This is a genomic window from Tardiphaga sp. (genome assembly GCF_044340795.1).
Taxonomy (GTDB): Bacteria; Pseudomonadota; Alphaproteobacteria; order Rhizobiales; family Xanthobacteraceae; genus Tardiphaga.
On sequence record NZ_JBIISY010000423.1, the window covers coordinates 1 to 2,948 of the forward strand.

Below are 2,948 nucleotides of genomic sequence, written 5' to 3' on the forward strand. Positions count from 1 at the left end.
AGGTTGACCGAACCGAGATTGCAGACGGCGACCTCGTCATCCGACGTGTTCAGCGTGATCTCGGTGCAGAGATTCGACGAGTGAATCACACCGGAATGCTGCTGCGGTGAGCGCAGGTTGCAGGGGTCCTTGAAGGTGATCCACGGATGACCGGTCTCGAAGACCATGGTCAGCATGCGGCGCCACAGATCGGTGGCGCGCACGGTCTTGTACACGCGCATCTCGCCGCGGGCCGCCTTGGCTTCATAGGCGGCGTAACGCTCGGCAAAGGGTTTGCCATAGAGGTCGTGCAGGTCCGGTGTTTCGTCAGGCGAGAACAGCGTCCATTCGCCGTCGGCTTCGACGCGCTGCATGAACAGGTCCGGAACCCAATTGGCCGTGTTCATGTCATGGGTGCGGCGGCGATCATCGCCGGTGTTCTTGCGCAGATCGAGGAATTCCTCGATGTCGACATGCCAGGTTTCGAGATAGGCGCAGACCGCGCCCTTGCGCTTGCCGCCCTGATTAACGGCGATGGCGGTGTCATTGGCGACCTTGAGGAACGGCACCACGCCCTGGCTCTCGCCATTGGTGCCCTTGATATGCGCGCCGAGGCCGCGCACGCGGGTCCAGTCATTGCCGAGACCGCCGGAATATTTTGCCAGCAGGGCATTGTCCTTCACCGACTTGAAGATGCCGTCGAGATCATCGGCCACCGTGGTGAGGAAGCAGGACGACAGCTGCGGCCGCTGTGTACCGGCATTGAACAAGGTCGGCGTCGACGCCATGAAGTCGAACGACGACAGCAGATTGTAGAATTCGATGGCACGGGATTCGCGGTCGATCTCGCGCAGCGCCAGACCCATGGCGACGCGCATGAAGAAGGCCTGCGGCAGCTCGATGCGGTTGCCCTGCACATGCAGGAAATAGCGGTCATACAGGGTCTGCAGGCCCAGGAACTGAAACTGGAGATCGCGCTCGGGCTTCAGCGCGGCTGCGATCTTCTTGAGGTCGAAGCGCGACAGTTCTGGATCGAGCAGTTCGGCTTCGATGCCGACCTTCACATAAGCGCCGAAATACTCCGCATAGCGGGTCGCCATATCGGCCTGGGAAGCCGAGCTCGGGACGCCATGGACATAAGTCAGCACCTCGGTGCGCAGCTTATCGAGCAGCAGACGGGCGCTGACATAGGTGTAGTTCGGCTCCTGCTCCACCAGCGTGCGGGCCGCCATGATGCCGGCCAGCGCCAGTTCATCCAGCGTGATGCCGTCATAGAGATTGCGCTTCGTCTCTTCGAGCACCGGCGCGGCGTCGACGCCATCGAGGCCGGCGCAGGCTTCATCGACGATCAGTGCCAGACGTGCGGCATCGAGCGGGACACGCGTGCCATTAGAGAGCGCGACATGAAGCGCGGGCACAGCCGGAACGGCAGCCGGCTTCGCAGCGGCCTCCTCGGCGCGGCGGCGGGCGCGCTCCTCGCGATACAGCACGTAGGCGCGCGCGACCTTGTGGTGTTCGCTGCGCATCAGCGCCAGTTCGACCTGATCCTGCACATCCTCGATATGGAAAGTCCGGCCCTCGCCGATCCGGCGCGTCAGTGCGGCGAAAACCTCGCCGGTCAGTTGCTCGACCGATTCATGGACACGGCGCGATGCTGCTGCCGTGTTGCCCTCGACAGCGAGAAACGCCTTGGTCATGGCCACCGAGATCTTGCCGGCGTCGAACGGCGACACGGTGCCATTGCGGCGGATCACCTGCATGGAGGGCGCGTGCGCAGGCACGACGTTCGTTTCGGGCGGCTGATGGGCAAGCACGGCCGTGTCATGGCCGTTGGAGAGAGCGTGGGACGTGGAAGGCATCGGCAGGACCCCGTGAGATGCATCGAGCTGAAGGGGGCTGGGGCCGAAAGGACGATTGCATCATGCCGGGCGGACGCGCGGCAAAGCCTGCAAGCGACCGCTGGGACACCCCGCCCATGGACGTTTCTGGTGTCGCGGCAGGTCTCCTGACTCGCAGATTCAAGCGCTTGTTTCCGCCTTCCCGGAGCGGTGAAGCCCCAGTGACGTCAATCGAAACAAACTCTCTGCTTACAGTTGCGGGGGCAGTGCCGGAATCGAGCGCAGTTACGCGCAACTCTCACCGACTTCCCTCTTAGCCACCAAATCTTGCGACATGGCGGACCGTGACGCCTACATTTGGTGTGAACCGTAGCGAACTGTCAAGCGCGGTTTGAGGGTTAGGGCGCGAAATCTGACGGACCTGTTGGTACCGTGGACAACTTGCGCCGCCTTGCCCCTCGCACGTCCCGACAGCAATCGGGAATTTTCCCGATCGCTGCATCAAAGTCTCCCGACGTTTCGGCAGCCTTTCCGTTTGCGCAGAATTACCGCCGCCCGCAATCTTTCGCCCAAGCACGGCAAGTGCAGTTGTCGGGGGATGCGTGATGGGAATGCGGAATGCGTTCGTGGCGTTGACGTTGTCCTCCGCCGGCCTAGGCGCGATGCTCTCGCCAGCCGAAGCCCAGGAGCGGTTGCAGGAAATCGTCGTCATCGCCAACACCCCCGTGCAGGGGCCCGGCATCGACAAGGACAAGATCCCGTCGATGACCTCGACGGTGACCGCCGAAGATTTCCAGCGCAGCTATTCGCAGAACATCACGGATACGTTGTTCCAGCGCGTGCCAGGCATCTCGCTCTCCGACCCCAATGGCAATGGTGCACAACAGGAGGTCCGGTATCGCGGCTTCGCGGCCTCGCCGCTGCAAGGCACGCCACAGGGCATCGCCGTCTACATGAACGGCATTCGGCTCAACGAATCCTTCGGCGACACCGTGAACTGGGACCTGATCCCGACCAACGCGATCCAGCGCGCCGACATCTTCACCAACAATCCGATCTTCGGTCTCAACGCGCTCGGCGGCGCCATCAATCTCACGACCAAGAACGGCTTCACCTACAAGGGCTTTGAAG

Annotated in this window: 2 protein-coding genes and 1 riboswitch; of the genes, one reads left to right on the forward strand and one right to left on the reverse strand. The window is 62.5% G+C overall.

What is annotated here, in order from left to right:
- A partial coding sequence (locus tag ACIQ17_RS32605; protein ID WP_398473705.1) for a ribonucleoside-diphosphate reductase subunit alpha occupies window positions 1-1,838 on the reverse strand: 1,838 nt, incomplete at its 3' end.
- Window positions 1,839-1,956: 118 nt separating this feature from the next.
- Window positions 1,957-2,179: riboswitch (cobalamin riboswitch) on the reverse strand.
- 264 nt (window positions 2,180-2,443) lie between these two features.
- Between ACIQ17_RS32605 and ACIQ17_RS32610 the strand changes: the two genes are divergently transcribed.
- On the forward strand, window positions 2,444-2,948 hold a 505-nt coding region (locus ACIQ17_RS32610; protein ID WP_398473706.1), incomplete at its 3' end, for a TonB-dependent receptor.